General features: G+C 57.9%; 20 protein-coding genes. 14 read left to right on the forward strand and 6 right to left on the reverse strand.

Annotated elements, in window-relative coordinates; genetic code table 11:
* Positions 1-54 precede the first annotated feature (54 nt).
* The 3 genes from relA to AC5JQH_RS15620 all read left to right on the forward strand — a co-directional run bounded on the left by relA (position 55) and on the right by AC5JQH_RS15620 (position 3,634).
* A complete protein-coding gene (gene relA / locus AC5JQH_RS15610) occupies positions 55-2,292 on the forward strand; it encodes a GTP diphosphokinase (protein ID WP_273093523.1) in 2,238 nt (745 codons plus the stop codon).
* Positions 2,289-3,146, forward strand: coding sequence for a nucleoside triphosphate pyrophosphohydrolase (mazG, locus tag AC5JQH_RS15615; protein ID WP_482931096.1), 858 nt, complete (start codon positions 2,289-2,291; stop codon positions 3,144-3,146). Before relA ends, mazG begins: the two co-directional genes overlap by 4 nt.
* 143 nt (positions 3,147-3,289) lie before the next feature.
* A complete protein-coding gene (locus AC5JQH_RS15620) occupies positions 3,290-3,634 on the forward strand; it encodes a hypothetical protein (protein WP_008176163.1) in 345 nt (114 codons plus the stop codon).
* A 32-nt stretch (positions 3,635-3,666) separates the two neighbouring features.
* On the opposite strand, the gene AC5JQH_RS15625 is transcribed toward AC5JQH_RS15620, so the two are convergent.
* The gene (locus AC5JQH_RS15625; protein WP_008176161.1) at positions 3,667-3,900 is read right to left on the reverse strand and encodes a hypothetical protein; all 234 of its coding nucleotides are present in this window, start codon (positions 3,898-3,900) and stop codon (positions 3,667-3,669) included.
* A 104-nt stretch (positions 3,901-4,004) separates the two neighbouring features.
* Between AC5JQH_RS15625 and ppc the strand changes: the two genes are divergently transcribed.
* From ppc to AC5JQH_RS15655, 6 genes are all read left to right on the forward strand, one after another.
* Positions 4,005-6,650, forward strand: coding sequence for a phosphoenolpyruvate carboxylase (ppc, locus tag AC5JQH_RS15630; protein ID WP_092030272.1), 2,646 nt, complete (start codon positions 4,005-4,007; stop codon positions 6,648-6,650).
* Positions 6,651-6,728: 78 nt separating this feature from the next.
* Complete coding sequence (locus AC5JQH_RS15635) at positions 6,729-8,099, forward strand: HDOD domain-containing protein (RefSeq protein WP_473977697.1); 1,371 nt, start codon at positions 6,729-6,731, stop codon at positions 8,097-8,099.
* 201 nt (positions 8,100-8,300) lie between these two features.
* A complete protein-coding gene (adk, locus tag AC5JQH_RS15640) occupies positions 8,301-8,954 on the forward strand; it encodes an adenylate kinase (protein ID WP_008176153.1) in 654 nt (217 codons plus the stop codon).
* A gap of 31 nt (positions 8,955-8,985) precedes the next feature.
* Positions 8,986-9,681 carry a tRNA (adenosine(37)-N6)-threonylcarbamoyltransferase complex dimerization subunit type 1 TsaB gene (tsaB, locus tag AC5JQH_RS15645; RefSeq protein WP_053114638.1) on the forward strand — a complete coding sequence of 232 codons (696 nt, stop codon included), beginning with the start codon at positions 8,986-8,988 and terminating at the stop codon, positions 9,679-9,681.
* A gap of 133 nt (positions 9,682-9,814) precedes the next feature.
* Positions 9,815-10,177: a hypothetical protein gene (locus AC5JQH_RS15650; RefSeq protein ID WP_008176150.1), complete on the forward strand. Its 363-nt coding sequence runs from the start codon at positions 9,815-9,817 to the stop codon at positions 10,175-10,177.
* Positions 10,177-11,016 carry a class I SAM-dependent methyltransferase gene (locus AC5JQH_RS15655; protein ID WP_008176148.1) on the forward strand — a complete coding sequence of 280 codons (840 nt, stop codon included), beginning with the start codon at positions 10,177-10,179 and terminating at the stop codon, positions 11,014-11,016. The genes AC5JQH_RS15650 and AC5JQH_RS15655 overlap by 1 nt, the downstream gene beginning before the upstream one ends.
* A 6-nt stretch (positions 11,017-11,022) precedes the next feature.
* Here the strand turns inward: AC5JQH_RS15655 and plsB are convergent, their stop codons facing one another.
* The gene (plsB, locus tag AC5JQH_RS15660; protein WP_008176145.1) at positions 11,023-13,491 is read right to left on the reverse strand and encodes a glycerol-3-phosphate 1-O-acyltransferase PlsB; all 2,469 of its coding nucleotides are present in this window, start codon (positions 13,489-13,491) and stop codon (positions 11,023-11,025) included.
* Positions 13,492-13,644: 153 nt separating this feature from the next.
* Between plsB and nudC the strand changes: the two genes are divergently transcribed.
* The gene (gene nudC / locus AC5JQH_RS15665; protein WP_092030269.1) at positions 13,645-14,460 is read left to right on the forward strand and encodes an NAD(+) diphosphatase; all 816 of its coding nucleotides are present in this window, start codon (positions 13,645-13,647) and stop codon (positions 14,458-14,460) included.
* Complete coding sequence (murI, locus tag AC5JQH_RS15670; protein WP_008176140.1) at positions 14,457-15,320, forward strand: glutamate racemase; 864 nt, start codon at positions 14,457-14,459, stop codon at positions 15,318-15,320. The genes nudC and murI overlap by 4 nt, the downstream gene beginning before the upstream one ends.
* Here the strand turns inward: murI and AC5JQH_RS15675 are convergent.
* The 4 genes from AC5JQH_RS15675 to AC5JQH_RS15690 form a co-directional block, all read right to left on the reverse strand.
* The gene (locus tag AC5JQH_RS15675; protein ID WP_273017382.1) at positions 15,298-16,305 is read right to left on the reverse strand and encodes a DUF2156 domain-containing protein; all 1,008 of its coding nucleotides are present in this window, start codon (positions 16,303-16,305) and stop codon (positions 15,298-15,300) included. The genes murI and AC5JQH_RS15675 overlap by 23 nt on opposite strands.
* Before the next feature lie 48 nt (positions 16,306-16,353).
* The gene (locus AC5JQH_RS15680) at positions 16,354-17,007 is read right to left on the reverse strand and encodes a class I SAM-dependent methyltransferase (RefSeq protein ID WP_092030267.1); all 654 of its coding nucleotides are present in this window, start codon (positions 17,005-17,007) and stop codon (positions 16,354-16,356) included.
* A gap of 233 nt (positions 17,008-17,240) precedes the next feature.
* Complete coding sequence (locus AC5JQH_RS15685; RefSeq protein WP_493805744.1) at positions 17,241-19,415, reverse strand: EAL domain-containing response regulator; 2,175 nt, start codon at positions 19,413-19,415, stop codon at positions 17,241-17,243.
* Between the two features lie 24 nt (positions 19,416-19,439).
* Positions 19,440-21,425 carry an HDOD domain-containing protein gene (locus AC5JQH_RS15690; RefSeq protein WP_008176131.1) on the reverse strand — a complete coding sequence of 662 codons (1,986 nt, stop codon included), beginning with the start codon at positions 21,423-21,425 and terminating at the stop codon, positions 19,440-19,442.
* Positions 21,426-21,632: 207 nt separating this feature from the next.
* Between AC5JQH_RS15690 and AC5JQH_RS15695 the strand changes: the two genes are divergently transcribed.
* The 3 genes from AC5JQH_RS15695 to acs all read left to right on the forward strand — a co-directional run bounded on the left by AC5JQH_RS15695 (position 21,633) and on the right by acs (position 26,972).
* Positions 21,633-22,958: a MinD/ParA family ATP-binding protein gene (locus AC5JQH_RS15695; RefSeq protein ID WP_273156706.1), complete on the forward strand. Its 1,326-nt coding sequence runs from the start codon at positions 21,633-21,635 to the stop codon at positions 22,956-22,958.
* Between the two features lie 222 nt (positions 22,959-23,180).
* Positions 23,181-24,716, forward strand: a complete 1,536-nt coding sequence (locus AC5JQH_RS15700; protein ID WP_092030262.1) for a fatty acyl-CoA reductase — start codon at positions 23,181-23,183, stop codon at positions 24,714-24,716.
* A 306-nt stretch (positions 24,717-25,022) separates the two neighbouring features.
* On the forward strand, positions 25,023-26,972 hold the full coding sequence (gene acs / locus AC5JQH_RS15705; RefSeq protein ID WP_014576305.1) for an acetate--CoA ligase: 1,950 nt from the start codon (positions 25,023-25,025) through the stop codon (positions 26,970-26,972).
* Positions 26,973-26,983 lie beyond the last annotated feature (11 nt).

Genomic DNA, 26,983 nt, shown 5'->3' on the forward strand with positions numbered 1-26,983 from the left:
TGCGGTGGGCAGTCAGGGATGGCTGCGGCAACCATCAGGAATAACAAGACTGATATGGTAAAAGTTCGCGAAGATTACGCAATGACCGGCGACGGCCAGGTGGATATCGAGGGCTGGGTCCGTCAGATAGCCTCCCAGACACACCTGGAAGACCCGGAGCAGTTCCGGCAGGCCTGCGAAAAGGCAGCCGAGATTGATCTCCAGGCGTTCCGGCAGGACCGGCAGTGGGCGCCGGGTTCCAGCAGCTTCCGGATCGGCATCGAGATGGCCCAGGTGCTGGCGGAGCTGCACCTGGATCAGGCCAGTCTGGTGGCGGCGATTCTTTACCGCGCGGTGCGGGAAGAGCGTGTTCCGCTCGAGATGATCCGCAAGGAATTTGGCGACGAGGTGGCAGGCCTGATCAACGGTGTACAGCAGATGGCGGCGATTTCGTCCATCCACCACCCGCTGAAAGGGAACGTGCTGGGACAGAGTGAAGGCCAGTTGGACAATGTCCGCAAGATGCTCGTCACCATGATCGACGACGTCCGGGTTGCCCTGATCAAACTGGCCGAACGGACCTGTGCTATCCGGGCGGTCAAGGATGCCCCGGAAGAAAAACGCATGCGCGTGGCCCGGGAAGTGTTTGATATCTATGCGCCCCTGGCCCATCGCCTTGGCATCGGCCACATCAAGTGGGAGTTGGAGGACCTGTCTTTCCGCTACCTGCATGAGTCTGCGTACAAGAAGATCGCCAAGCTGCTTGATGAAAAGCGGCTCGCCCGCGACAGCTACATCAAGCGGGTGATTGAAACCCTGCAGACCGAACTGAAAGCCTACGGCATAGAGGGTGAGCTGTCTGGGCGTGCCAAGCACATCTACAGCATCTGGCGGAAAATGCGGCGCAAGGGCATCGATTTCTCCCAGGTCTACGATGTCCGCGCCGTGCGTATCCTGGTGCCGGAAGTGCGCGACTGCTACGCGGCCCTGGGCATTGTCCACACGCTATGGCGCCACATTCCGAACGAGTTTGACGACTATATCGCCAACCCGAAGGAAAACGGTTACCAGTCCCTGCACACGGCGGTGATCGGGCCGGAGGGCAAGGTTATGGAAGTGCAGATCCGTACCCACAAGATGCATGAGGAGGCGGAACTGGGCGTCTGTGCCCACTGGTTGTACAAAGGTATGGACAAGGGCAACAAGTCCACAGGGTACGATGCCAAGATCAACTGGCTGCGCCAGGTACTGGAGTGGCAGGAAGAACTTGGCGACCTGTCCGGGCTGGCCGACCATCTGAAATCCGATGTGGCATCAGATCGGGTGTATGTATTCACGCCCGAGGGCCACGTTGTGGATCTGCCGCAGGGGGCAACCCCGGTGGACTTTGCCTATCGGGTTCACACCGAAATCGGCCATGCCTGTCGTGGTGCGCGGGTGAACAGTCGGATTGTCCCATTGACCTATCCGCTGAAAACCGGTGATCAGGTGTTTATCCTGACCTCCAACAACCCGGCCCCGAGCCGAGACTGGCTGAACCCGAGTCTTGGTTACATCCAGACCTCCCGGGCACGGGCCAAGGTTACCCACTGGTTCAAACAGCAGGATCGGGGTCGCAATATCACCGACGGCCGTGCCATCCTCGAGGACGAGTTCAAGCGCCTGTCCCTGTACGACGTGGATCTTGGTGAGCTGGCTAAAAAGGTCAATTACCACAGTGCCGAGGACATGTTTGCCGCCACCGGTGCCGGCGACCTTCGCCCCACCCATGTCGCCAATGTGGCCCAGCAGATGCTGGAGCCCAAGTCCGAACAGCTGGATCTGAAACTCAGTGCTCAGCGCCGCAAGCCCTACGATACCGAATCGGATATCCAGATCCTGGGTGTCGGCAAGCTCAAGACCCAGGTGGCTAAATGCTGCAAACCTCTGCCCGGTGACGCCATTGGCGGCTACATCACCGTCGGCCGGGGCGTTACAGTCCACCGTCAGGACTGCCTGACGTTCCTGAACCTGCGTGAGTTCGAGCCCAACCGGATCATTGAAGTGAGCTGGGGTGGCCGGCCGGCGGCGGTCTATCCGGTTGATGTCGAGATTGAGGCTTACGACCGGTCCGGACTGCTGAGAGATATCACCCAGGTGCTGTCGGCCTCCAAGAGTGATGTCCTGTCCCTCAATACCCAGAGCAACAAGGACGAGAATACGGCCACCATGACCGTGACGGTGGAGATTTCCAGCCTGGAGCAGCTGGCGCGGTTGTTGGCGCAGATTCGCAACCTGCCCAATATCATTGATGTAAGGCGTAAACGCGGATGAGCTATACCATCGAGGATCTGAAAACCCTGATGGCCCGTCTCCGGGACCCGGAGACGGGCTGTCCCTGGGATACCAGGCAATCTTACAAGACCATCGTGCCGCACACGCTGGAGGAGGCCTACGAAGTTGCCGATGCCATTGAGCGCGAGGATTACCCGCACCTGAAAGACGAACTGGGAGACCTGCTGTTCCAGGTGATCTTCTATACCCAGCTTGGTCGCGAAGATGGTCATTTCGATTTTGATGGTGTGGTGGATCATCTGGTGCGCAAACTGGTACGCCGGCACCCCCACGTTTTTCCGGAGGGGACGCTGGAAAGTCGCATCGATCCGGATAACCGGCCGGATGAGGCCTGGATCAAGGAAAGCTGGGAGCGCATCAAGGCCGAGGAGCGGGCACTGAAGCCGGCACCGGAAGCCAGCGCCGAGCTAAGTCGGCTTGACGGCATTGCCCGGACCCTGCCTGCAATGGCTCGGGCCGAGAAGCTCCAGAAACGGGCAGCCAGGCACGGTTTCGACTGGCCGGATGTTGGCCCGGTTTTCGACAAACTTCACGAGGAAATCGACGAGCTCAAGGAGGCATGGGAAGCCGCACAGACGGGCGCCGGTGATCCCGATGCCGTTGAAGATGAGCTCGGCGATCTCCTGTTCGTCTGTGTGAACCTGGCACGGTTCATGAAGGTTAACCCTGAGCAGGCACTCAATCGAACCAACCATAAATTCGACGCCCGGTTCCGGGCGATTGAACGTGTGCTGGAACGGGAGGGCCGCGATATGGACGAAGAATCTCTGGAGGCGCTGGATGCCGTGTGGCAGGCGGTGAAAGGCGTGGAGCGGGGAGAGAACGAGCACTGAAAATGGCGGATCGGTAAGTACAATCCGTTACCAATTTTCTCGCCCCCGGACCGACGGCTTCGTCTACACTTCCGGAAACGGATGCACAGTTTTCGTGCGCCGTGCGCCGTGCGCCATCAATAAGATGCAGGAGTGAAGGCACCATGAAAATCAAAGATCTGGTCAACTACTGGGACAAGCATGCACGTGGTCGGCTTACCCGAGACGCCTACTTCATGGCGTTGTCTGACCAGCATCACAAGCGTCTCGAGAAACTCGCAGCGCTCTATCCGATGAAGTCACCTCAGGATCTGATGCGGGATCTGATTTCTGCAGCACTGGACGAAATGGAGACCAGCTTTCCGTATGTTCAGGGCACCAAAGTGGTGGCGTACGACGAGGATGGCTTCGAGATCTACGAAGATCAGGGCCTGACTCCCAAGTTTGTCAGCCTGAGCCAGAAGCACATCCAGCGCCTCAAGGCCCGTCAACTGGAATCAGTCGCCTGACGACACGGGCAGCGAAAGCTGCCCGCCGCTATTTACTTGTCTTTCCCTTCCAGCTTGTCCTTCAGTGGGCTCTGGCGTACCAGATCGTCCAGAGCTGCACCAATCATGTCGTTCAGAATATCGCTTTCACTGCGGTCCGGGTAAAGTTCCGCCAGTGCGGCCACGCGTGCGGCATCTTCCAGCGGCAGGCGCAGGTTATAATCGTGGGTACGCTCCACGGGCTCTTTTTGCTGTTCCCAGTGTTTGGGCAAATCAGTGACCTTCATGATAACTCCTTGCAGCTACAGGCTTGAATCGCCAATAGACTTTCTCGACTGTTCCTTAGTATCGTAAGTTTACTTCGCCTCCGTCAATTCAAAAGGACGTCAATGTGACTGAGCTACATCCCGAACTCCGAGAGAACGTACGAATGCTGGGTGAACTTCTGGGCCAGAGCATACGGCGGTATCCCGGACAGGAATGCTACGAGCTGATTGAGGAAATCCGGGCGGCTGCCAAGTCCGACCGTCGCCAGGAAAGCGGGTCCGGCCAGCGACTGGTCAATCTGCTGCGCAAGTTGAGCGATGATGAGCTGCTTCCGGTGACCCGTGCCTTCAACCAGTTCCTGAACCTGGCCAACCTTGCCGAGCAGTACCATGGTATTCGTCGCAAACGCGGGCACCAGTCTGATCTGATGGTCGAATCGCTCGGGGAGGTGTTTGAGCGGCTCAAGCAAGGTGATGTCACGCCGGAGGAACTGCATCAGAGGGTGGCGGATCTGCGAATCGAGTTTGTGCTGACGGCCCACCCCACCGAGGTGGCGCGTCGCACCCTTATTATGAAATACGACGAGATGTCGGACTGCTTGGCGCGTCTGGACCATGACGACCTCATGCCTGCTGAACGGGAGGAAATCGTCAATCGCCTGTCTCAACTGGTTACCGAAGCCTGGCACACCGACGAGATTCGTCAGGAGCGACCAACCGCAGTGGATGAGGCCAAATGGGGCTTTGCGGTTATTGAAAACAGTCTGTGGCAGGCCCTGCCACAGTTTCTGAGGAGCCTGGATACGTCGCTGGAAGACGCGACCGGAAAGGGCCTTCCCCTGCAGGCATCCCCCATCCGCATTGCATCCTGGATGGGCGGTGATCGTGATGGCAATCCGAATGTCACCCACAAGGTGACCCGCCGGGTCTTCCTGCTTGGCCGCTGGATGGCAGCGGATCTCTATCTTCGTGATATTCAGGCGCTGCGGGCCGAACTGTCCATGTGGCAGGCCAGCGACGAGCTCAAGGCCGTTGTTGGTGATTCCCGGGAACCCTACCGCCATGTGCTCGCCGAACTCCGTGAGCGGCTGATCAGAACCCGGGACTGGGCAGAGGCGAGCGTCAACGGCGAGACCGCGGATGCCAACGGTATTCTCTTTGAGAACGAGGATTTCACCGGTCCCCTGGAGCTCTGTTACCGATCCCTGGTTGAGTGCGGACTCGAGGACATCGCCAATGGTCCGCTGCTGGATACCATCCGCCGGGCGCATACTTTTGGCCTGCCTTTGATTCGTCTGGACATCCGCCAGGAGGCCAGCCGCCACGCGGAGGCGGTTGCCGAAATGGTCGATTATCTTGGCCTGGGGGATTATCTGTCCTGGTCAGAACAGGAGCGCCAGGCATTCCTGGTGAAGGAACTTCAGGGCCGGCGCCCACTGGTCCCCCAAACTTGGGAGCCCTCCGAATCGGTCGGCGAGGTGCTGGCAACCTGTGAAGTGGTGGCGCAGCAAACGCCGGAAGCCCTCGGGTCCTATGTTATCTCCATGGCCAGCAAGCCCTCTGATGTATTGAGCGTGATTTTGCTGCTCAGGGAATCCGGAATGAAGTTTCCGATGCGGGTCGTGCCCCTGTTTGAGACCCTGGATGACCTGCGTGGTGCTCCAGACAGCATGTCTGCGCTGTACGAGGTTGAGTGGTATCGGGAGTATTGCCAGGGCAGGCAGGAAGTGATGATCGGCTATTCGGATTCCTCCAAGGATGCCGGCCAGCTGATGGCGGCCTGGGCCCAGTACCAGGCCCAGGAGAAACTTACCCACGTTGCCCGCCAGTATGGCGTGCATCTGACCCTGTTCCACGGCCGTGGCGGTACCGTTGGCCGTGGCGGCGGACCTGCCAACCGGGCGATACTGTCCCAGCCGCCGGGCTCGGTAAACGGCAGTTTCCGGATTACCGAGCAGGGCGAAATGATCCGCTTCAAGTTCGGTTTGCCGAGGCTGGCGGTTCAGAGCCTGACGCTCTACACCACGGCGGTTATCGAAGCTACCCTGGCCCCGCCACCACAGCCCGAAGACAGCTGGCGTGAAACCATGGACTGGCTTACCGAGCGGTCCTTGAAAGCCTACCGCGATGTGGTCCGGGAAAATCCCGACTTCGTGCCCTATTTCCGCCAGGTCACGCCGGAACAGGCCCTGGGGAAACTGGCACTCGGAAGTCGCCCGGCCCGGAGGAAGGCCACCGGCGGCGTGGAAAGCCTTCGGGCCATACCGTGGATATTTGCCTGGACCCAGATGCGGCTGATGCTGCCCAGTTGGCTGGGCAGTGACGTGGCGCTTGAAGAGGCGGCCCGGGACCACCGGCTCCCAGTATTGCGTGAGATGATGCAGGGCTGGCCGTTCTTCCGCACCTATGTGGATATGCTGGAAATGGTGCTGGCCAAGGCAGACCTGCGCATCGCCAGCTATTATGAGCAGACGCTGCTGGACGATGATCGGTTGAAAGCCCTTGGGGAGAGTCTTCGCGTGCGCCTCCAGGGTTGTATCGAGCGACTTCTGGAACTCAAGGAGCAAACGGATCTGCTGGAGGGAGAGCCCGTCTTTGCGCATTCGATGAGGGTGCGTAACCCATACACGGATCCGCTGCACTACCTTCAGGCCGAATTGCTACGGCGGGACCGGGAAAGTGAAGGCAAGGGCGAGGTGCCGGAACTGGTGGAAAGAGCACTGAAAGTCACCATGGCAGGTATCGCTGCGGGCATGCGGAATACTGGCTGACCTTGCAGCAGAATAGAAAAAAGTGCCGGGACAAGGCCGGGTAGTCTGGCCACCGACCAAGAACAAAGGGAGTAAGCTGTGGCTCTGGCTGCACGATTGGAACGTTTTCTCGCCCGCAAGGGCATCACTTATCGGGAGTTGCCGATAGATCAGGTCACCAGCCTGGATGCGGCAGTGATTGCCTCGGGGATGTCTCAGGACAGCTTTGTACAGGCCACTCTGCTGATCGACATTACCGGTGTCGTGATGGCCGTGCACAAGTTCGACAGTTCCCTGGACCCGGATGCCGTTCACCAGTTGACCGGTCGCCGTCTTCAGCCGCTGACCGCACGGCAGACCATGCGCCTGTTCAGTGACTGTGATCCCGGCTTCACCCCGCCCATCGGACAGGCTTACGAGCTGCCCGTTATCGTGGACGAGGATGTGATGCTGGCGGATCAGGTCGTGTTTTCCAGTGGCACTGATCATTCCCTGCTAGAGATGGATGGCCGATCCTTCCGTCTGGCCCTGGCCGGTGCCAGGGCGGGCCACCTGGTTATCCGGGGGCCGGGTAACGGCAACCGCGAGGCGCTGACGCTCGAGGAAGTGGCCGACAAGCTACAGAAACTTTACCGTCTGCCCCCCATGCCGGCCCTGGCGCTGCGTATTTTGCGGCTGACTGCCAACACCGATGCGACGGCTCGTGAGCTGGCAGAGCTGATCGAGTTTGATCCCAGTCTCACGGCCCAGATCATGCGTTACGCCCGTTCTGCACTGTTCAATTATCCCGGCCAGGTCAATTCGGTGCAGGAGGCGGTCACCCGTGTGCTGGGCTTCGATCGTGTGGCCCACATCGCCCTGGGCATCGCCTCCGTTCGTGCCTTTGAAGTACCCCGTCACGGCATTCTCGGTATGGACAACTTCTGGCGCCACTCCCTGTACTGCGCGTTCCTTTGCCAGATCATTGCGCCGCGATGTGGCGCCGAAAAGGGGCTGGGCTATCTCTGCGGCCTGTTGCACAACTTCGGCCTGTTGCTGGTCGGGCATCTGTTCCCGGCCGAATTTGATGAGCTCAATGAGCTTCGCGAAGCGAATCCTGAAGCCAGCATGCACTCGCTTGAGCAGCAGGTGTTCGGGCAGGGCAATGGCCAGGAAATCCTGTCGGTGGGCCATGGCGCTATCGGCGGTATCCTCCACCGTTTATGGCAACTGCCTGATCCTGTGGTCAAGGCGGCCGGCGTGCATCAACAATCGGGTTACCATGGCGAGCACGAGAACTATGTCTTGATGGTACAGCTGGCCAACGCCCTGTTGAAGGACCGCGGTATTGGCGATGAATTCAATCCCGACGACGTGCCCGCTTTGCTGGAAGGCCTGGGACTGACGCCCAATGTTGTGGAAGAACTGAATGCTGAACTGGATCGTGTGGCTCCGGATCTGGACGCACTGGCCAGCTCCCTGTCATCCTGACACCCTGTCGTTATTCGCTGGGAAATACGGACTTCCGGTGCATGATACGGAGGTCGACTTTCTCTGACGTGGCTGACTTCGTATAATGCGCCTTCGCCGATTTCGGCTGACACCTGTTCCGTGCAGGAGAGGCTGTCGCAAAGGCACGGGTTTTTGCCACAGCTTTTCAAATGATAATGACTAAAACGGGAGCACAGCGTTATGCGAATCATCATGTTAGGCGCGCCGGGCGCAGGCAAGGGGACTCAGGCCCAGTTCATTACTGAACGGTTTGATATTCCCCAGATCTCCACCGGTGACATGCTGCGTGCGGCGGTGAAAGCCGAGTCCGAGCTGGGCAAGCAGGTAAAGGAAGTCATGGCAACAGGCGGCCTGGTGTCTGACGACATCATCATTGCGCTGATCGAAGAGCGTATTCAACAGCCTGATTGCAAGAACGGTTTCCTGCTCGACGGTTTCCCGCGGACCATCCCCCAGGCTGAAGCTCTGAAAGACCAGGGAATTGCCATCGACTATGTGGTCGAAATTGCCGTGGATGACGAAGAAATTGTCAGCCGTCTGTCCGGTCGCCGGGTGCATGAGGGAAGCGGTCGTATCTACCATGTGAAATACGATCCGCCCAAGGTCGAGGGTAAGGACGACCAGACCGGAGAGCCGCTGGTTCAACGTGAGGACGACAAGGAAGAGACGGTTCGCAAGCGTCTGAAAATCTACCACGACCAGACTGCACCGCTGGTTGGCTACTACCAGGACTGGGCGTCGAAAGAGCCAGCCGCGGCACCGAAATACGTCCGTGTCGAGGGCGTTGGCAGTCTGGACAGCATTCGCGACCAGATCCTGTCTGAACTCAAATAAATTGGCATCCTGACCTGAGGTTTTCACACCGGTGAAACTGTTGGCACTGGATACGTCATCAGAGGGCTGCTCGGCAGCCCTTCTTGTTGATGGCGAAATCTCCGAACGCTTTGAGCTTGCCCCCAGAGGCCATACCCGGCTATTGATGCCGATGGTGCGGGAGCTTCTGGCGGAGAAGAATCTTGCTCCGGCAGAGCTTGATGCCCTGGCCTTTGCCTGCGGGCCGGGCTCTTTTACCGGTGTCAGGATCGCGACCGGTGTTGTGCAGGGTCTTGCCTGGGGGCTGGACATTCCGGTGGTGCCGGTGTCTTCACTGCAGGCCGTGGCGCTGGGTGCCATGGATGCTCTGGATCCTCACGAGGAAACCGGTATTGCGGTAGCCTTTGATGCCCGCATGGGCGAGGTGTATTGGGGCTGCTTCGCTGCCCGGGCAGGACTGCCTGCGGCGTTGGCTTCGGAACAGGTCTGTCCACCCGAGGCAGTCACACTGCCAGCGGGCCCCGAGCGCTGGTGCGGAGCAGGGCCGGGCTGGCAATACCGCTCCGCCATGCCAGCGGAGGTGTCAGGGCGCGTTGATCCCGTCGATGAAACCCTGGTGCTGCGAGCAGCCTGGGTTGCGCGCCTGGCGGTGATCGCATTCGGGCAGGGCAAGGCGGTGCCGGCGGAGCAGGCTCAACCTGTCTACATCAGGGATGAAGTGGCCTGGAAAAAACTGCCTGGTCGATAGTGACCCCGGCCGCCCGGGCTGATCCGGGCAAACCGCTTTGGGTAAAAACTGACCAGCTGTCTTTTCTTCCGTGCGATAATCTTCCATACTTCCATTTCACGTTTTCCTGTCATCCGGCCAGCGGTATCTGAACATGATTGGCGGAATTAACCCGGGTAACAATTTCAATTTCCAGACCGGCAACAACAGTCTGGTCAGGGAGCGCAGCGATGCGGCCCGTGCGCCGGCATCAACGCCCGAAAAAACACCTGACGCGGCCCGCCGTGACCTTGCCGATGGCAATCAGGGTGTTGTCAGCGACCGCAATGCGACCGAAAGCCTCGAGCGGCGTGTAGAAGCCCGTCGTGCCGCTGAAGACGCCCGTCTGGAGCGGTTCCGCGCAGACGAAGTGTCCCTGCCAGCCGCCAGGGCGCTGTCGACCTTTGCCTCTGTTGCCGCAGCCGGTCAGGAAACTGGCGGCAATGGTAGCCTGGCCGGAATTGATATTCTGGTCTGATGCCTGACTCGTCCCCGTCCGCTCCGTACGCCCTCTCTGAACGTTTCCAGAACATCGTCGCTGTTGCCCGCAGTGCATTGGGTGACCGATTGCAGGCCGATGCTCTTGCCGATTCGCTCGGGGTCCCGAATCTTGGTGTCGTCCGCCCCAGAGACATCCGCGACTTCCCGGTTTTACTGTTCCTGGATGAGCAGGGCCTTGGCCTGCAGATGACTGGCAAAGGTGCGCCGGGACCGGTGCGTGCAGAATTCGTGACCGGCAAGATGGGGTATCGGCGGGAGCACGGCGGTGGCGCGGGCCAGTTGGTGGCCAAGGCGGTCGGCTTGCAGAAAACACGGGCCGCATTGCATATCGTTGATGCGACGGCAGGGCTTGGCCAGGATGCCTTTGTGCTTGCCAGCCTTGGCTGCACGGTTACCCTGTTCGAGCGTAACCCGGTCATTCACGCTCTCTTGGCCGATGGTCTTGCGCGCGCAGCCCTGAATGTGGATTGTGCGGCCATTGTCGAGCGCATGCGACTGCTGGAGGGCAGCAGTATTGAATGGCTTGCCCGACCAGGCACCGAGGCGGCGGATGTTGTCTACCTGGATCCGATGTTTCCGCATCGGGACAAGTCGGCCCTGGTAAAAAAGGAAATGCAGGTTTTCCGCACTATCGTAGGAGACGACGAGGATTCCGCACAATTGCTCGCGGCCGCTCTGGAGCGCGCCCGTTACCGGGTGGTAGTCAAGCGGCCCCGTAAGGCATCGGCCATTGAGGGAGCAGAGCCAACCACCCGCATTGAGGGCAAGAGCAGCCGCTACGATGTGTACGCCATCCGGGCGCTGCCACCGCAGTAAACGCCATCAGGCACCCAGCATGGTGACCTGCTGGATTGCCTGTCGCTTCTCGACACTCAGCACCAGGCGGGCATCGTCCGCCACCTCATCCAGCCCCTCCCCATAGCAGAGCAGGCCATTGTCATCGGTAGTGATAACGCCATTGTTCTGCATATTGGCAATGAAGTTGCGGAACAGGCTCTTGTCGAAAAACTCCGGCGCATTCAGGCCGAACAGGATCGACATCCGCTCGGCCAGCAGCGCGCTCTGTTCTTCCAGTTCGGCGGCGCTGATCTTGCCCGAGCCGTATTTGCGGAGAATGCCCAGAGCGATGTGGTAGCGCTCTACCGTCTGGATGATGAAGCGGGACAGAACCCTGAGCCTCAGCATGGCTTCGGTGCCTTCCTCGGGTCGACCGATCCGGTCATCGTCCAGGGGCTTCAGCAAGTCATGTTCGATGAGAACGTCAATCCACTGATTGATGACCTTCCTGGCTTCATCGGGCTGGTATTTCAGGAACAGTTCCGATTGCAGGTAGGGGTAGGCTACGCTGGCGAGGAACACAATCTTGTCCCGGCCCAGCGAATCCTTGTTCTCGAAAAGGCTGGCGATCAGTGAGGGTAGCGCAAACAGGTGCTGGATGTTGTTCCGGTAATAGGTCATCAGGATTGCGTTGCTGCCTTCGAGGGCAATAATGTCGCCCAGCTTCTGCGGCTGGCGCGTCACCAGGCCCATGCCTTCACAGTAGGCGATCCAGTCCTTGCCGGACCCCTCGGGCAGGGTTACCGTTTCCGCATACGGGAAAGCCTTTAGCAGGGCGGCGTATTGATCCATCAAGCGGATCAACTGTCCCTCGTCCATGGCCAGTCGCTCGGTGCCAAGAAGAACCGTGGCGGCCATGCCGATCGGGTTTACCGCAACCGACGCGTTGATGTTCGACGCTACCCGGAAGGACAGCTCTGAAACCGCGCTGTTAAGCCACTTCGGACGATACTCGGCGTCGTAGGCCTCGTCGCGCCAACTACCGTGAACATCGTCCAGAACCTCAGACAAATGAATGGCTTCGCCAAAGTTGACTGAAACCCGACCAAAGGAGTTACTGAGTTTGCGAACGGTCTTGGCAAGACCGAATACGCTTTCTTTTTCCTTTTTCTTGCCACGAAGTTCACCCAGATAGGAACGGCCTTCCATCACCTTTTCATAGCCGATGTACACGGGCACGAACACGATGGGTTTGCGATGGTCCCGAAGGAAACTGCGTACGGTCATTGCCAGCATGCCGGGGCGGGGTTGCAGCATGCGGCCTGTGCGGCTTCGGCCGCCTTCGATGAAATACTCGACGGAATAGCCCCGGGAGAACATCACGTGCATGTATTCATTGAACACGGTGGCGTACAGCGGGTTGTCCTTGAAACTGCGGCGCATAAAGAACGCCCCGCCACGGCGCAGGATCGGGCCGACAATGGGCATGTTGAGATTGATCCCTGCGGCGATGTGCGGAGGCATCAGGCCATTCTTGTAAAGCACGTAGGACAGCAGCAGGTAGTCGATGTGTGAACGATGGCAGGGCACGTAAACCACGGCATTGTCTTGCGCCACTTCCTTCACCACCCGGATATTGTTGATGGCAATGCCGTTGTAGATCCGGTTCCAGAGCCATGACAACAGCACCTCCATGAATCGAATCGTGACAACGGACATGCTCGCCGCAATCTCATCCGCATATTTGTAGGCCTTGGCGCGGACTTTCTCTGGTGGTATGTCGTCTCTGGCAGCGGTCTCCCGGATGGCTTCCTTGACCGCCTGGGTGCGCACCAGGCCTGCCACCAGGGTGCGGCGATGGGACAAGTCTGGCCCCAGTACCGCCTGGCGAACCCGGCGGAAGTGGGTTCTCAGGATCCGGGCCAGCTTGCGGTTGGCCCGCTCCTCGCTGTGCCGGTATTCGTCGATCACCTGTTTCAGTGAGAGCGGCTGGTTAAACTGAACGTAGGTGTTGCGACCATGAACCATGATGATCAGTAACTTCTGAAGCCGGCCGGCGATGGACCAGGTGTCGGACAGCAAAAGTTTTACCAGGGACTTTTCCTTGTCCGGGGAGCGGCCCCAGAACAGGGACACTGGAACAATCTGTACGTCCTGGTCCGGATGTTCGAGCCCGTAGCGAACCAGGGCCTGAAACTCGTTCGTGGGTGCTGGCGCCTGACGCCCCCTGAAAAAGCCACCGATCCGGCGATAGAGGAAAAAGAAGGAGTGGGACGGGCCGTTCTTCACCGGAAGGGCTTCGGTGGCGCCAGGAAGTCCTGCACGGATAACTTCCTGCTCCAGAACCAGGCGGCTCGACAGCGAGCTGTATTGCAGCACGTAGCAAACCGGTTTATCGGGATCCAGGGCGAGGGCTTCAACGCTGTTGCCGCTGACATCAGTCCGGACCCAGATAAACAGTATCTTGCGGAAAAGGGTCAGGATCAGGCTGCGAATGCCCTGGTAAAGACGCATAAATGGCAACTCCGTTGACGAAACAGGTGCCAAGTTTACTTGGTTGAGTACAGGGCGGAAAGGTGGACCTTTCATTCTTGGCCGGTGCGGCAATGTGGTACATTTCCGATTGATCTTCCAATAACCCAGTTGATGCATCGAATGGTGATCGCAATGACTCAGTGGATACCGGGCTGGACGACCCGCCGGCCGGAAAACGGCGATCTGATCCTCGCGCTGTCGGGATCGGGTGTGGTCAAGCCCGATAACGGCTGGCTGCACAGCGGCGACAGCAGCCTTTTCCGGGGCGAATTGTCCGATTCCGTATCTCTGGGCAGTTACAATGGGCGCGGTGTATTCGTGACCGAACTGCCGGACACCGACGTCGGTAATCAGGAGGTTGTACCGCTGCGGGATGCGCTTTTGATGGTTAGCGATGCGCCGGCGGATATGCTCAGTACCGGCTTTCAGGTCTGGCAATGGTGGCGCGACCACCGATTCTGTGGCCGCTGCGGCGAGGAAACCGGTTTCCATCCGCGTGAGCGGGCCAAGTGGTGCGAACCCTGTGGCATTCCCTGGTACCCGAGGCTGGCGCCCTGCGTGATTGTCGTCATACGCCGGGATGATCGGCTTCTGCTCGCGAAGTCCTCGCGGGTCAAACGGCACTTCTACAGCCTCATCGCCGGTTTTGTTGAACCGGGTGAGAGTCTGGAAGGCGCTGTGCACCGTGAAGTGAGAGAGGAGACCGGGCTGGACGTCACCAACATCCGCTACCACGCCTCGCAACCCTGGCCATTCCCCCATCAGCTCATGGTCGGCTTCTTCGCCGATTACGCCGGAGGCGAGCTGGTTCTCCAGGAGGACGAGCTTGCCGATGCCGACTGGTTCCTGCCGGGCGATACGCCACCGGTACCACCGGAAACCACCATTTCTGGCCGATTGATCCGGGCCATGGAACACGAGATTTCCCGGGGAGGCATTCCGGTTTGAGCAGGCAGTCACCTCCAAGGGTTCTGGTGTTTGACTCCGGTGTCGGTGGTCTGAGCGTTGCGGCCTGCATTCACCGGCAACTGCCGGGACTGGAGATCGTCTATCTGGCAGACAACGCAGGCTTTCCCTATGGCGACAAATCCGAGGCGGTTGTGATCGACCGTTGTTGCGGTCTGATCACCAGAGCGCTTGAGCTCTACCCGTCAGACGCCATCGTGGTGGCCTGCAATACCGCCAGTACCGTGGTCCTGCCGCATTTACGTGCGATGACGGCGGTGCCGGTTGTGGGGGTGGTGCCGGCCATCAAACCGGCGGCAGCAAAGTCCGTGAATCGGCGAATGGGGCTGCTGGCGACACCGGCAACGGTTCGCAGACCTTATCTCGACAGGCTGGTCGAGGAATTCGCTGGCGATTGCAGGATTGAGCGTATTGGCCATCCGGGGCTGGTGCGCTGGGCAGAGGACCTGGTTTCCGGAATCGAGGTTCCGCTTGCCGAGCTGAGCGAAGCCATGAGGCCTTTTAAAGAGGCCGGTGTGGACACCGTGGTGCTTGGTTGCACTCACTATCCACTGTTACTGGAGAGTCTGAGGGCGAGTCTGCCGACGGTTCGTTTCTGGGTGGACTCGGGTGAGGCCATTGCCCGACGGGTAGCCTGGCTGTTGGAACAGACCGGTCGGCTTGATGTTGCTCAAGGCCCAGTTGCCAGCGCAGGGAAACAACCTGTGAGCGCTGCGCTGTTTTCAGGGCCGGCACCAAAGGGCATCGCGCCCTTCATGGCGGGCCTGGGGCTGGAGGCCAAACGGGTGAGCGAACACTGGCCTGGAGAGCCCCTGGGGGCTACAGCAACCGGGTCAGCTTGAACATGGCGAAAAACTCCAGCGCCGGAATCGACCGTTTGTGACAACAGTAGGTCTTGAAGTTGTCTCCCCTAAAGCGCGACTTTGTAAACTCCAAGCCTTTGAAGTTGTATAGAAAATTGCCCTTCTCGTAGAGCCCGTGCAACAGGCGTTTCAACAGCCTGCTCTCCTGATGCTCTGTTGCAGGATCCAGTGAAAGGGGTATCAGTCCGAGATCCAGATAAGGCACGCCTTCCGCCTTGAAGACCTCCATCGCATGAGCCATCAGGGTATAGAAAATGCCCTGTCGGAAATCGGCGTTGGCCCGGGAGATATTGGGCACGTAGCTGATAATCTCGTTGTTGCGATAAATCGGGTCAAAATAGATAAACCCAACGGCCTTGCCGTCCTGATAGGCGTAGAAATGCCGTTCGTTTTCGCGATAGTCCATTTCCATGGGACGTATCAGAAAGCGGATTTCATTGCTCTTGCATTTGCGGGTTCGAATCCAGGCCTCGGATATTTCACGGGTGTGATCGTCACTGAAACGCTCTTTCACCGTAATACCGTTTTTTTCTGCCTGGTTCAAAGCGGTTCGCAGGATCTGTTTTTTCTTTCCGCTGAGGGACCAGCGGCCCAGATCGATACGGGATTCGCTGCCAAACTGGGTGCCGTAGAGACCAAATCGCAGGTGCAGGAAATCGACGACGGGCTTGGAGACCTGGATGTAACTGGCGTTTGGAAAGCGCTGGTGGAAGCTCTCCAGCAGGTTGCCAAAGTCTTCCGGCGCACAGACGGGATCCGAGAGCACGAAGGTGCCGCCCCATTTGCGCATGTAGGCGATATACCCCATGCCCGGTACATCAAAATATTGCATGCCCGGTTGGAGCGTTGAAAACGACTGGGAATGGGTACCGTACTTCTTCAGGAAGCCGACCCGCTCGGTAAACGTGAATGAGCCGCTCTCAAGTGTGCCAACCCTGTCCAGTGCGAGTATCTGATCCGACATGCTGCTGCTCCCTGATTGTTTTTGTTGGGTGAATCTCTAGCAAAGTGCTCAGGCCTGCTTGCGTCCGAGAATGGACCAGTAGCAGTTCATGTTCAGAAGCTTGAAGTGCTTCTTGTCCGTGACCTGAAGGCCCAGCCGCTGCATGTGCTCGGGATAGTTGTAGATTTTGTGGAATGCATTGTTGGCGAACAGCCAGAAAATGAAGACGGCCATGTACCAGTAAAGCTTCTTGAACATTCTGGAAAGCAGGTTGCCAGTGGGGTAGGAAAAGTCACCAACAACGACCCGGGCGTCGGCTTTGCCCAGCCGTATCAGATGTTCGAGGACCCGGACCATCATGTCTTCATCGAACACGTTCAGGAAGAAATTGGCCACGACCATGTCGTACTGCTCGAACTCATCTACTTTCATGATGTCGCTGTGGATGCGTCGGATCGTGAGGTGTGGCGCCTCTTTTTCCTGAGCTTCGGCAAACTTCCGCAGCATGGTTTCGGACAAATCCACCACGGTCACGTCTGCACCTAGCTCGGCCGCCCGAATGGCGTCCCGGCCATGGCCAACTCCGGCAAACAGAATCTTGTCTCCGGGCCGGACGGTTTCCACATCCAGCATGGCGGTTTTGCAGCGGTGAATATTCTTGCCGCTATAGAGATTGCTGAGAAAATCGTAGACGGGACCGATGTATTTGTACTTGTCGCGCATGATGACTGCTGCCTGTTCTTGTTCCTTGGATGCTGTCACCGTTTTTGTCGTTATTGGTCCGAGAATGTCGGACATTCCGGTAATCAGCGCCTATGGATTCGAGCTTAGAGAACAGGGTGGGAGAAATATGTGCAGTAATGCGCATTTCAGGATACACAAAGTAACGTACTGCAATACTTTGCAAACCCTATCGCGCTTTTATATCGGAGTGTCTGACAATCGATAATCGTATGTCAGAATGAGGCAGCTTTGGCTCTGGTGGATCCGAGAGTTCTGGAAATCTCGGCGGCGGGCCTGGCAGGGCCGTAGAAGAAACCCTGGACCTGGTGGCAACCCAGGCTCCGCAGATAATCCAGTTGCTCGTCGGTTTCTACGCCCTCAGCAACGATCTCCAGCTTGAGTCCATGGGCCATGGCGACAATGGCGTTTACGATGCATGCACCGTCGTCGCCACTGCGGATGGCTTTCACGAAAGACTGGTCGACTTTGAGGGTGTGAATGGGTAGGCGATGCAGGTAATTCAGTGACGAATAGCCTGTGCCGAAATCGTCGATCGCGATCCGGACATCCAAAGCTGCCAGTTCACGGAGCTTCTGGGAGATCTGTTCCAGATCGTTCATGATCACGTTTTCAGTGATTTCGATTTCCAGGTTGCCGGCCGGGAAATTGTGGGCCTTTACCTGCTGCATCAGGGTTTCTACAAACCGCGGATGCTCAACCTGTATGGGGGACAGGTTGACGGCCAACCGGAGGTGGGTGTGGCCCTCCTGGATCCAGCGGCCGACATCCTGGCAGGCCTGGTCGAGAACACGCTCACTGAGCTGGCCTATCAATTTGGTTTCCTCCGCCAGGGGCAGGAAGTCTCTCGGGTAAAGCAGTCCCCGCTCCGGGTGCTGCCAGCGAACCAGGGCCTCAAGACCCACGACCCGGTTGGTTGTTGAGCACACCTGGGGCTGATAGAACACTCGCAACTCGTCCCGTTCAAGGGCCTGACGCAGATCCCGCTCGAGGTTCAGCCTGTTGGCCGTATCGATACTCATGCTGTCGGAATAGAAGCGGTAACCGTCCTTGCCCTTGCCTTTGACGTGGTACATGGCAATGTCGGCGTTCTGGATCAGCTGATCCATGGTCTCGCCGGCCTCGGGGAAGATTGCGATGCCGATACTGACACCCACAAAGACTTCGTGATCCCCCAGTTGAAACGGTGCCCGCAGGGCATCAATCAGCTTCTTGGCGATCTGTCTCGCGTCTTCGTGATTGTGGATGGAGGGCAGGAGCAGGGTAAATTCGTCGCCACCGAACCGGGAAAGGGTGTCGCCCTTGCGCAGGCATTTCTCGAGCCGGTGGGTCACTGCCTGCAACAACCGATCTCCCATCGCGTGGCCGAGGGTATCGTTGATGACCTTGAAACGGTCAAGGTCCAGAAACATAACCGCCAGCTTCTGGCCACCACGGTTGGCGTGGGTGATCGCCAGCTCAAGTCGGTCCTTGAAAAGTGCACGGTTCGGCAATCGCGTTAAAAGGTCATGGTAGGCCTGGAAATTGATGAAGGCCTCGGCTTCCTTCCTCTCGGTAACGTCACGTGCGGTCCCATAATAGGTGGCGCCGTTGCCACTGCCGCCTCCTTGCGTGTTACCGGAGTGCGGCCAGGTTTGCGGATCGATGGGAAAAGCGGTTATCTCGAAATGACGGGTTGCTCGCCGGCTGCCACGGGTTTTAAGGCGGACTTCCAGGGTTCGAGGGTTATCTGCAGTGATGTTTGGTCCCTTCAGGGCCAGTGTCCCGCGGGTCACGTCCCGGTCGTCGAGAATGTGGCGGAAATGCTGGCCGCAAAGTTCCGCTGGCTTATATCCGAGCAGGCTTTCTACCTTGCTGTTCACGAAGCAAAAGTGACCGTCCTGATCAAGCATGAACACGATGTCAGGAGAGCTGTTAACGATGTAACGATGCAGCGCCTCGGATTTCTCCAGCCGCATCTGGATATGCTCGTGGGCTTCGAGGAGTGACTTTTTTCCGATCACGCTCTCAACGGTGGCCAGCAGTTCCTCAGGATCAAAGGGTTTACGGATGTAGTCCAGGGCGCCCCGCCGCAGTGCGCGGCTCACAGCACTGAACGAACTTTCGCCGCTGACCACGATCACGCCGCAATCCGGCTGTCCGATGGCAAGGTGTGCCATAACGTCGAAACCTGTGACCTCGGGCATCCGGAGATCCAGCAAGGCCAGGTCGAAGGTTTGCTGGTCGATCAGCTCGCAGGCTTTTCGGCCCCCGTGAGCTTCCGCAACGTCATAACCCCGGCTACGCAGCAGCGAAGCCAGTGTATTGAGCAGGCGGGGTTCGTCATCTGCTACCAGTATCCGTGCCGTTAACCCGTGACTGAAAGGCTGATCAGTATGTTCAGGTGCCATCGGTCTGTGTCCGTTGTTTCTGCGTCAGTCGGTCTCATTCTTTTTGTGGCTGGCCGCTGGAAGCAGAATCCTGAAGGTGGTCCCTTCCTGCCCCGTGCGACAAGCAATGATGCCCTCCATGTCATCAACGAGCTGTTTCACAATGCTCAGGCCCAAACCGCTGTGGCCCTCTCCCTTTGTGGTTTTCACCGGTGAAAACAGGGCGTCCCTGACCTCACCGGGTATTCCTCTGCCTGTGTCCGAGATTTCCAGCTCAACCCAGGTTCGGTGGTTCTGCCACACTGGCGAAGACGTCCGTATTTCAACCGTGCCGCCATCATCCGCCAGGCTTTCCGCCGCATTTCGAACCAGATTGATCACAATCTGCCGAATCCTCGTGGGGCCAGCCGCAACCCGCGTTGGCTCGCTGCAAAGCGATAACCGAAGGCTGCGGCTATCTGAGCTGAACAGACTATCTTCAAGGATACGAGCCAGACTTTCCAGTTCGGCATTGAGCTCAACCCCGTCATCGCCCTGATCCACGGAGTCAGTATGGCTCATTTGCAGTAAAAGATTGCCCGCCCGATCCAGCTCATCCCGGATTACGTCCAGCTCCTGCTGGACACCAGCATCTTCAAGCCTGCCTCGCAGCTGGTAAATATACTGTCGGATTATGGTCAGTGGGTTGCTGACTTCGTGAACCTGTTTACGCAGCCGGTCGCGGGCGATCTCCTGATCCAGGCCCTCTGTACTGGCTTCGGCATCGGTTTGGGCCGGCACCCGGTCTGCCAGTACCGATGCCAACTGAGCCGTGAAGATATCGGCCAGTTCCAGGGTTGTTGGCAGATGCTCGTTGTCTGTGCCCAGGGCGAAGACACCAGGGCAGTCCCCGCCATTGTTAACCGGTACGGCAAGTATGGAGGGCGTATGGAGCAGTGACAGCAACTGTCGGTCGAGTACTGTTGGGGATCGATCACCAAGGCTGACTGGCAGGCCAGAAATAAAGGCTTCCGTAAGGACGCTGCCGCCGGGCTTGGCGGTGACCGCCAGGTCAGGGATGTCGCCAATGGTCCCGGACAGGAGCACAAGGTTTTCGCCTGTGTGCCCAAAGCACAGCGCCGGCAGGCCGGTGATCAGCGTTAGACTGTTGACCGTCTCGGCGAGAATGTCCTCGGTTTCTCCGGTCAGATCGGCAAGGTTGATCGCCTGGTTCGCCATGGCCTGGCGCAGAATTGTCTGTTTCAGCTGTCGAGAGGCGCTCTCGCCGCAATAATTTTCGTCCAGAGGAATCCCCAGCGATGCAGCCATACCCGAGACTTCGTGGCCGATGCGGCGATTTATCTCCCGGGTCAGTTCCTCGTTCAGCCCGAATACCGTGCCTGCCGCTGCAATGCCGGCGGCATCGGAGAGTGCCAGTCGGGTGGCCAGGCTGATCAGCTTCACCAGATGTCCGGCATCCCGTAGCTCCGACGGTAGTGCCTGCTGGTAGCGCATGGCATCGGCGGCCATTGGCCCCAGCCCCCAGGAGGCAACGAGTTCCGCTGCGATGTCGGACTGATGATCAAGATAGTGTTGCTTCGCCTCGGTGGCTGGCGTTTTAATAGCGATCAGCTCGCCAATGTTGTGAAGCATGCCCAACATGAAGGCTTCGTCAGGCTCCGGATAACGGGTCAGCGTTGCCAGGGCCCGGGCGGTCAACGCGGTGGTCAGCGAGTGTCGCCAGAAATCTCTGAGTTGTTGCCATTCGTCACCGCCCAGCTCGAATAGCAGTTGGCGCAGTGCTGCGGTCAGGACCAGCGTGTGAAAACGTCGGGTGCCGAGTCTCAGGAGTGCCTGGTCGACGGAGCGGATCGGAGTAGAAGGGCCGTACAGGGCGGAGTTGGCCAGTGCCAGGATACGAGCTACCAGTGCGGTATCGGCAGACACAATTTCGCTGATTTTCCGGTAGCTCTCGTCCTGATGGCAAGCCTCGAGCGCCCGCAAGGTGACTTCCGGAAGACTCGGTAGCTGTAGATCAGGCGCAATGTGCATAGGCTTACCTGCCGTGGGGCGAATCAATTCATTAACTGACGGAGCGTTCATTCTTATTGTCGGAAAAGAGCTTAGACAATAATCCGTCGTTGTTAAATACTTATTGCTCTTTTTTCAAGCAATATATTATCTGATTCGTGATATGTGTAGAATTTTTACAGGTTAAAATACAGAAAACCGAAAAATCAGGGACCTAGATTGCCGGTGATGAACGCCAGAGAACCTGTCAAGCACAATCCGAACCAACCTCGCACCATCGCCATAACGGGTGGCAAGGGTGGGGTGGGCAAGACCTCGGTCGCCCTGAATCTTGCGCTCACCCTCGCAAGGCAGGATAACCGCGTTCTGTTGCTGGATGGCGACACCGATCTGGCCAACGTCAGCATTATGGTTGGCCTTTATCCGAGAAAAACCCTTGCCAATGTGATGGCCGGAGAGTGTCGTCTTGAGGACATCATCCTGGAGACCGACTACGGCCTGCATATTGTTCCGGGGGCCTCCGGCGTGCAGGAATGCATGGATATGGGGCCAACGGAGAGCCTTCGCATACTCCGGGCACTGTATAACCTGGAAAACCGCTACGATTACGTCATTACCGACACGGCTGCCGGGCTTCAGGCTGCCGGTCTGCATATGATTGCCGCGACAGAGCTGGCCTGCATGGTGGTGACCCCGGACCCCGCGTCCCTTACCGACGCCTTTTCGCTGATCAAGGTTCTCCGGCGCAGGGGCTATAACCGGATTCCGAGCATTCTGGTGAATATGGCCCAGGGCGCCAGTCAGGCACGGTCCGTGTTCCAGCGCCTGGACGCCGCTGCCCAGCGCCACCTGGGAATCTCGCTCCACTATATGGGTGGTATCTGGCGGGACGAGACCCTTCGGCAGTCGGTTCTCAACCAGAAGCCGGTCGCGCTTCTGCCTGTTTCAGACCCTTCCTGCCGCCAGTTTCATACCCTCGCGGATATGCTTGATGTGCGGCTGTCCCAGTTGCCGAGACGAAAGGCTGGTATTGCAGCCTACTGGCACAAGGTGTCCAAACGAGGATCCGAGAGCCCGCTCAAAACAGTGACCAAGCCGGAGCCCGAAACCGAAAGTGAGGCTGATACCCTGAAAGATCGGTGCCTGCAGGCCGTGGGTGAGATTGAGTCTGTTTTTAATGCGGGGCCGATCGATCCTATGCTGCGTTATGAAGCATTTACCCGTCTTTTTGCACTGCTGGGGAGCACGCTGGACAGTGATGCCGTCGAGATTGTGCAAACCGGTCTCGGGTCGTTCCAGTGGGAGAGTCTCAGCCCCGAGCGAAAGAATCATCTGGCCATTCATCTTCGCGAGCTGGCGGACCAGATTTCACCCCTCGAACATAAAGCGGAGCCTGCCGAGCCGCCCCAATCCGTCCTCCGCGAGCCGTTTTACGATCGCATCAGCTTTGGTGAGCAGGATCGTCTGGTGCGCATACTGAAGGAACAGCCTGCAGATATCTCGCTGGATCAGCTCTTGCGATCTCTCTCCGGCAATGACCAAAGCAGCTCCTGATAGGCAGAAAAACCTACCTTCTTTTCCGTCATTTTTTTTACACTTTTTGTAGCGTAAGTTTGCTGTGTGTCACCGCTCTGTCACCGAAGTTGTGCAAGGATTGAGCATAAATCTGAATCGTGGCCCGCAATATGCAGCACATCTGTCGAATCTGATTCGCAAACTTTCCTCTGGTTGGCGGGTATGCGGCGACAACGAATTGAAATGAGAAGGAGTTCTCCCATGGCAACACAGCAGCTGAATCCCGAGGCGTCATCAAAAGTACTTGAGCGGCTCCGGGGCAAGCACGTTCTGATTACCGGCACCACGGGCTTTCTCGGCAAGGTGGTTCTGGAAAAGCTCATTCGCGCCGTTCCGGACATAGGCGGCATTCATTTGCTGATCCGTGGAAACAAACGTCACCCCGATGCGCGGGATCGTTTTTTTGAGGAGATCGCCACGTCGTCAGTCTTCGATCGTCTTCGCCAGGACGACAACGAGGCTTTCGAAACTTTTATTGAAGATCGTGTGCATTGCGTAACCGGGGAAGTGACCGAGCCTTTGTTTGGTCTGTCTGCTGACCGTTTCCGAAAGCTGGCTGGCGGCATCGATGTGGTTGTCAACTCCGCAGCCAGTGTGAACTTCCGGGAAGAGCTCGATAAAGCGCTTGCCATCAATACCCGTTGCCTCGACAACGTGGCCGAGCTTGCGCGACAGAACAAGTCGCTGGCGGTGCTGCAGGTTTCCACCTGCTATGTAAACGGCATGAATTCCGGACAGATCACGGAGACCGTGATCAAGCCGGCAGGTGAGGCCATACCCCGGAGCACTGAAGGTTACTATGAGATCGAAGAACTTGTCCGGCTGCTGGAGGACAAGATAGCGGACGTGCGTTCCCGATACTCCGGCAAGGCACTGGAAAAGAAGCTGGTGGACCTTGGCATCCGTGAAGCCAACCATTATGGCTGGAGTGATACCTATACCTTTACCAAGTGGCTCGGTGAGCAACTCCTGCTCAAGGCCCTGTCCGGGCGGGCACTGACCATTGTGCGCCCATCCATTATTGAAAGTGCACTCGAGGAACCCGCGCCAGGCTGGATTGAAGGCGTGAAGGTGGCGGATGCCATTATCCTTGCGTATGCCCGCGAGAAGGTTACGCTCTTCCCTGGCAAACGCGCTGGGGTCATCGATGTTATTCCCGTGGATCTGGTGGCCAATGCCATCATCCTGGCGGCGGCTGAAGCCGTTGCTGATTCGCCACGTCACCGGATTTACCAGTGTTGCAGTGGCAGCTCCAACCCGGTTTCCCTTGGGCAGTTTATTGACCACCTTATGGCGGAATCCAAAGCCAACTTCGCCGAATACGATCAGCTGTTCTACCGACAGCCGACCAAACCCTTCATTGCAGTCAATCGCAGACTTTTCGATGCCGTCGTAGGTGGGGTGCGCATTCCACTGAGCATTACCGGGAAGGTTCTGCGCATGCTGGGCCAGAATCGCGAGTTGAAAGTGCTCCGGAATCTGGACACGACACGCTCGCTGGCGACCATTTTCGGTTTCTACACCGCGCCAGACTATATCTTCCGGAATGATGATCTGCTGGCCCTGGCATCGAGGATGGGTGAGCTGGACAAGGTGCTGTTCCCGGTAGATGCCCGCCAGATTGACTGGTCGGTCTATCTGCGCAAGATCCACCTGGCAGGCCTGAACCGATACGCCCTCAAGGAGCGCAAGGTTTACAGCCTGCGCTCTGCCAAGGCCCGAAAAAAGGCAGCGTGAACCCAGGAGCCCGGTCGCAACGACCGGGCTTTTTTATGCGTGGTCGTTTCCTTCCCGGGTTTGCCATCGGCTCCAATCCAACTATCCTTTAAAAAGCTTCTCGTTCGGCGCAATTTACCGTTGTTTTCTTGCGGGTTACCGACCTTTTTGGGCTAAAAGTTCAGGCGGATTAGGACGTTAGTCTAATTCATTGTGTAGTGGCTAGCATGGTGAACTACCACTATCCGTCTAAAGGGCCGGAGAGGCCTCAACGTCTGAATTCCAAAACCGACAATGACAACAGACTCTGACTAAAGGGGGAGCACAATGACTGGTAAACAGGTATATCCGGTAAGCCCGGAAGTGGCCAAACAGGCCCTTCTGAACCGGGAACAGTATGAAGAAATGTATCGTCAGTCAGTCGAAGACCCGGATACCTTCTGGGGTGAGCACGGCAAGCGCCTTGAGTGGATCAAGCCTTACACCAAGGTGAAAAACACGACCTACGATTACAACAATCTGTCCATCAAATGGTTCGAAGATGGCCAGTTGAATGCCTCAGCCAACTGCCTGGACCGTCATTTGGAAAAGCGCGGCGACCAGACAGCCATCATCTTTGAAGGCGATGATCCCGCCGATTCACGCAACGTGACCTATCGCGAACTGCACGAGGAAACCAGCAAGTTCGCCAACGTCCTTAAAGGTCTGGGCGTGAAGAAGGGTGATGTTGTCACCATTTACATGCCGATGATTGTTGAGACAGCCGTCGCCATGCTGGCCTGCGCACGTATCGGCGCGATTCACTCCGTGGTGTTCGGCGGTTTTTCTCCGGAAGCGCTTGGTGCCCGGATTGTGAACGGCAAATCCCGCTTCGTAGTCACCGCTGACGAAGGCGTTCGTGGCGGCCGCAAGATTCCGCTGAAGAAGAACGTGGACGCGGCCCTGAAGAATGAAGATGCCGCCAATGTCGAGAAGGTGGTGGTTGTTACCCGGACCGGCAATTCCGAAGTGCCCTGGAATGAGGCCCGCGACGAGCGTTACGAAGACCTGATGAAGTCTGCCTCTGCCGACTGCCAGCCAGAGCCGATGAACGCCGAAGATCCGCTGTTCATGCTGTATACCTCGGGTTCCACTGGTGCGCCCAAGGGCGTTCTGCATACCACCGGTGGCTACATGGTCTATGCCTCCATGACCCACGAGTACGTGTTCGATTATCATGAAGGCGACGTGTACTGGTGTACTGCCGATTTCGGCTGGGTCACAGGTCACAGCTATATCCTGTACGGCCCGCTGGCTAACGGTGCCATCACCGTTCTGTTCGAGGGTGTGCCCAACTATCCGGACAGCTCTCGTATGGGGCAGGTTGTCGACAAGCACAAGGTCAACATCCTGTACACCGCTCCGACCGCAATTCGCGCCCTGATGGCGGAAGGCGAGTCCTGCATGAACGGCACTACCCGTGAAAGCCTGAAGCTGCTGGGCTCCGTGGGCGAGCCGATCAACCCCGAAGCCTGGGAGTGGTACCACCGGGTTATCGGCAACAGCAAGTGCCCCATCGTGGATACCTGGTGGCAGACTGAAACAGGTGGCATCCTGATTTCCCCGCTGCCGGGCGCGATTGATCTGAAACCCGGCTCAGCCACGGTACCGTTCTTCGGTGTTCAGCCGGCACTGGTAGACAATGACGGCAACATCCTTGAGGGCAAGACCGAGGGTAACCTCGTCATCCTGGACAGCTGGCCGGGCCAGATGCGGACGATCTATGGGGATCACGAGCGTTTCGCTCAGACCTATTTCAGCACTTACAAGGGCATGTACTTTACCGGTGACGGCGCCCGTCGCGATGAAGACGGCTACTACTGGATCACAGGTCGTGTCGACGATGTTCTGAACGTGTCAGGTCACCGTCTGGGTACCGCTGAAGTCGAAAGCGCCCTGGTTTCCCACGAGAAGGTCGCAGAAGCTGCCGTTGTTGGCTATCCGCATGACATCAAGGGTCAGGGCATCTATGTCTATGTAACCCTGGTACATGGACAGGAACCTTCTGACGAGCTGAAGAAAGAGCTTGTCCAGTGGGTGCGCAAGGAGATTGGCCCCATCGCCTCTCCAGATGTGATCCAATGGGCACCTGGACTGCCTAAAACGCGTTCTGGCAAGATTATGCGGCGTATTTTGCGTAAGATTGCCGCTAACGAACACGACCAGTTGGGTGATACCTCTACGCTGGCAGATCCGGGTGTAGTCGATGACCTGATCAGCGGTCGTGCGAACCAGTAACGCCTGTGTGT

Source organism: Marinobacter sp. H13 (assembly GCF_059072335.1).

Coding starts and splice junctions, on each gene's coding strand:
- AC5JQH_RS15655 (WP_008176148.1), top strand. CDS start 10,177: ATGCCTGACTCGTCCCCGTCCGCTCCGTACGCCCTCTCTGAACGTTTC.
- AC5JQH_RS15625 (WP_008176161.1), bottom strand. CDS start 3,900: ATGAAGGTCACTGATTTGCCCAAACACTGGGAACAGCAAAAAGAGCCC.
- AC5JQH_RS15675 (WP_273017382.1), bottom strand. CDS start 16,305: ATGTCGGATCAGATACTCGCACTGGACAGGGTTGGCACACTTGAGAGC.
- AC5JQH_RS15700 (WP_092030262.1), top strand. CDS start 23,181: ATGGCAACACAGCAGCTGAATCCCGAGGCGTCATCAAAAGTACTTGAG.
- AC5JQH_RS15685 (WP_493805744.1), bottom strand. CDS start 19,415: ATGGCACCTGAACATACTGATCAGCCTTTCAGTCACGGGTTAACGGCA.
- mazG (WP_482931096.1), top strand. CDS start 2,289: ATGAGCTATACCATCGAGGATCTGAAAACCCTGATGGCCCGTCTCCGG.
- AC5JQH_RS15695 (WP_273156706.1), top strand. CDS start 21,633: ATGAACGCCAGAGAACCTGTCAAGCACAATCCGAACCAACCTCGCACC.
- relA (WP_273093523.1), top strand. CDS start 55: ATGGTAAAAGTTCGCGAAGATTACGCAATGACCGGCGACGGCCAGGTG.
- AC5JQH_RS15620 (WP_008176163.1), top strand. CDS start 3,290: ATGAAAATCAAAGATCTGGTCAACTACTGGGACAAGCATGCACGTGGT.
- AC5JQH_RS15650 (WP_008176150.1), top strand. CDS start 9,815: ATGATTGGCGGAATTAACCCGGGTAACAATTTCAATTTCCAGACCGGC.
- nudC (WP_092030269.1), top strand. CDS start 13,645: ATGACTCAGTGGATACCGGGCTGGACGACCCGCCGGCCGGAAAACGGC.
- plsB (WP_008176145.1), bottom strand. CDS start 13,491: ATGCGTCTTTACCAGGGCATTCGCAGCCTGATCCTGACCCTTTTCCGC.
- acs (WP_014576305.1), top strand. CDS start 25,023: ATGACTGGTAAACAGGTATATCCGGTAAGCCCGGAAGTGGCCAAACAG.
- AC5JQH_RS15680 (WP_092030267.1), bottom strand. CDS start 17,007: ATGCGCGACAAGTACAAATACATCGGTCCCGTCTACGATTTTCTCAGC.
- AC5JQH_RS15690 (WP_008176131.1), bottom strand. CDS start 21,425: ATGCACATTGCGCCTGATCTACAGCTACCGAGTCTTCCGGAAGTCACC.
- adk (WP_008176153.1), top strand. CDS start 8,301: ATGCGAATCATCATGTTAGGCGCGCCGGGCGCAGGCAAGGGGACTCAG.